This is a genomic window from Streptomyces sp. NPDC050263, assembly GCF_040655955.1.
Lineage (GTDB): Bacteria > Actinomycetota > Actinomycetes > Streptomycetales > Streptomycetaceae > Streptomyces.
The window spans coordinates 32,943-35,241 of record NZ_JBFAKW010000101.1 but is presented as its reverse complement, the minus strand read 5'-3'; the positions used below and the strand labels follow the sequence as shown (position 1 = coordinate 35,241).

2 protein-coding genes are annotated in these 2,299 nt (G+C 70.6%); both read right to left on the bottom strand.

The genetic code is table 11. From position 1 onward, the window contains the following. Positions 1-122: 122 nt before the first annotated feature. Entirely contained in the window at positions 123-791 is a 669-nt protein-coding gene (locus AB0J04_RS33570) for a response regulator transcription factor (RefSeq protein ID WP_363172376.1), read from the bottom strand. 109 nt (positions 792-900) lie between these two features. Next, positions 901-2,103, bottom strand: coding sequence for a sensor histidine kinase (locus AB0J04_RS33565; RefSeq protein WP_363172375.1), 1,203 nt, complete (start codon positions 2,101-2,103; stop codon positions 901-903). Positions 2,104-2,299: the final 196 nt, after the last annotated feature.

Sequence of the window (2,299 nt, the reverse complement as noted above, 5' to 3'; positions counted from 1 at the left end):
CTGGCACAACGACAAAACCGGGCAACCGACCAAACGGTCGCTGACCGCCTACGATCACTGACCGCAACGACACCCCTTGGACTCATTCATCTAGTGGAGTGCCGCCGGCCTGTGGACGCCGGTCAGCGGCCGCCTGCCCGCACGAGCCCCGTCTCGTACGCCAGGACCACCACCTGGACGCGGTCGCGCAGCCCCAGCTTGGTCAGGATGCGGCCCACGTGGGTCTTGACGGTCGCCTCGGACAGCACGAGCCGGGCTGCGATCTCCCCGTTGGAGAGCCCCTGGGCCACGAGCACCATGACCTCGCGTTCCCGCTCCGTGAGCCGCTCCAGCTCCTTGTGCTGGGCCTCCTTGCCGGTGGCGGGCAGCATCGGCGCGAACCGGTCCAGGAGCCGGCGGGTGGTGGACGGGGCGACCACCGCGTCACCGCTGTGCACGGAGCGGATGGCGGCCAGGAGCTCGCCCGGCGGCACGTCCTTCAGCATGAAGCCGGAGGCGCCCGCCTTCAGCCCGGAGAACGCGTACTCGTCCAGGTCGAAGGTGGTCAGGATCAGCACCTTCGGCGCGTCGGGGTCCGCACAGATGCGCCGGGTGGCCTCCACGCCGTCCAGCTTCGGCATGCGGACGTCCATCAGCACGACGTCGACGTCCGTGGAACGCACCACTTGCAGGGCCTCGACACCGTCGCCCGCCTCCGCCACGACCTCCATGTCCGGCTGGGCGGCGAGCACCATCCGGAACCCGGTGCGCAGCAGCACCTGGTCGTCGACGAGCATCACGCGGATCGCCATCGAGTCCTCTTCCGTTTCTTCTGTTTCCGTCAGGAGCTTCAGGAGCTTCAGGTGCTTCAGGTGGTTCTTGGGGGGCGTGACAGGTGTCAACAGGGGGCGTGCGTCGATGTCAGTGCGCGGGTTTGAGCGGGAGCAGGGCGCTGATGCGGAATCCTCCGCCGGGTCGCGGGCCCGCGTCCAGGGTTCCGCCCACCATGCCGACCCGCTCGCGCATGCCGATCAGCCCGTGGCCCGCGCCGTCGGCGCCGCCTTCCTCGTACAGCTCGTGCGGGGCGCCCTTGCCGTCGTCCTCGACGAGCAGGCCGAGGCCGTCGTCGAAGTAGACCAGGCGCACGCTCGCGCCCGCGTTCGGTCCGCCGTGCTTGCGCGTGTTCGTCAGCGCCTCCTGAACGATGCGGTACGCCGTCAGCTCGACGCCGCTGGGCAGCGGCCGCGCCGTGCCCTCGACCTTGAAGTCCACCGGCAGGCCCGAACCACGGCACTGCTCGACGAGGTCCTCGATCTGCTCGACGTCCGGCTGCGGCACGTACTCGCCGCCCTCCTGGTGCTCGCCGGTGCGCAGCACGCCTAGCAGACGGCGCATCTCAGCGAGGGCCTGGCGGCCGGTCGAGGAGATCGTCTCCAGGGCCTTCTTCGCCTGGTCGGGCGCGGCATCGAGGACATAGGCGGCGCCGTCGGCCTGCACCACCATCACCGACACGTTGTGCGCGACGACGTCGTGCAGCTCGCGCGCGATGCGGGCCCGCTCGGCGGCCACGGCGACCTTCGCCTGCGCCTCGCGCTCCTTCTCCAGGCGCGCCGCACGCTCCTCCAGCTGCGCGAAGTACGCGCGTCGGGTGCGGAGGGAGTCGCCGAGCACCCAGGCGAGGGCGAACGGCACCGTCTGGAAGACGATGACGGCGACCTGGCCCGGCACGCTGGCGTTGTCGTGCGGCCAGCGCAGCTGCGCCAGGGTGGCCGCGCCCAGCGCCATGACCAGCGCGAGCCGGGAGGCCCAGCGGGCGCCGGTCGCGGCGACGGTGTAGACGATCACCAACAGGGCGAAGTCGGCCGCCGTGACCCCGACGTTCAGCACCAGCTGAGCCAGTCCGAGCCCGGCCGCGAGCACGAGCATCTGCTCGGGCATACGCCGCCGCAATGCGATGACCAGGCACAACAGGAACACGATCGGCACCAGCAGCGTCAGGGAGTCGGTGCCGCCGCGGTCCTGACCGGCGGTTCCGACAGCCGCGGAGATCCCGAACAGGACGACGGCCCAGAAGCCGTCGACCCCGGTCGGGTGTCTGCGGAGGAAGTCATAGAGGCGCTGCACGTAACCCAGCGTAGGGATGCCGGATGCGTGCACGGGTCAACCGGAGGACCGATCCGGTCCGGGCGCGCGTACTCCGCAAGGTGGATGCCGTGATCACCTGTACGCCTAGTCTGGCCGGGTGGTGGACGAGATGACCGGCTCGGGCGAATGGCGCGGTTGGCGGGCGGCGACGCAGTCCGCGCTGTACGGCACGGAC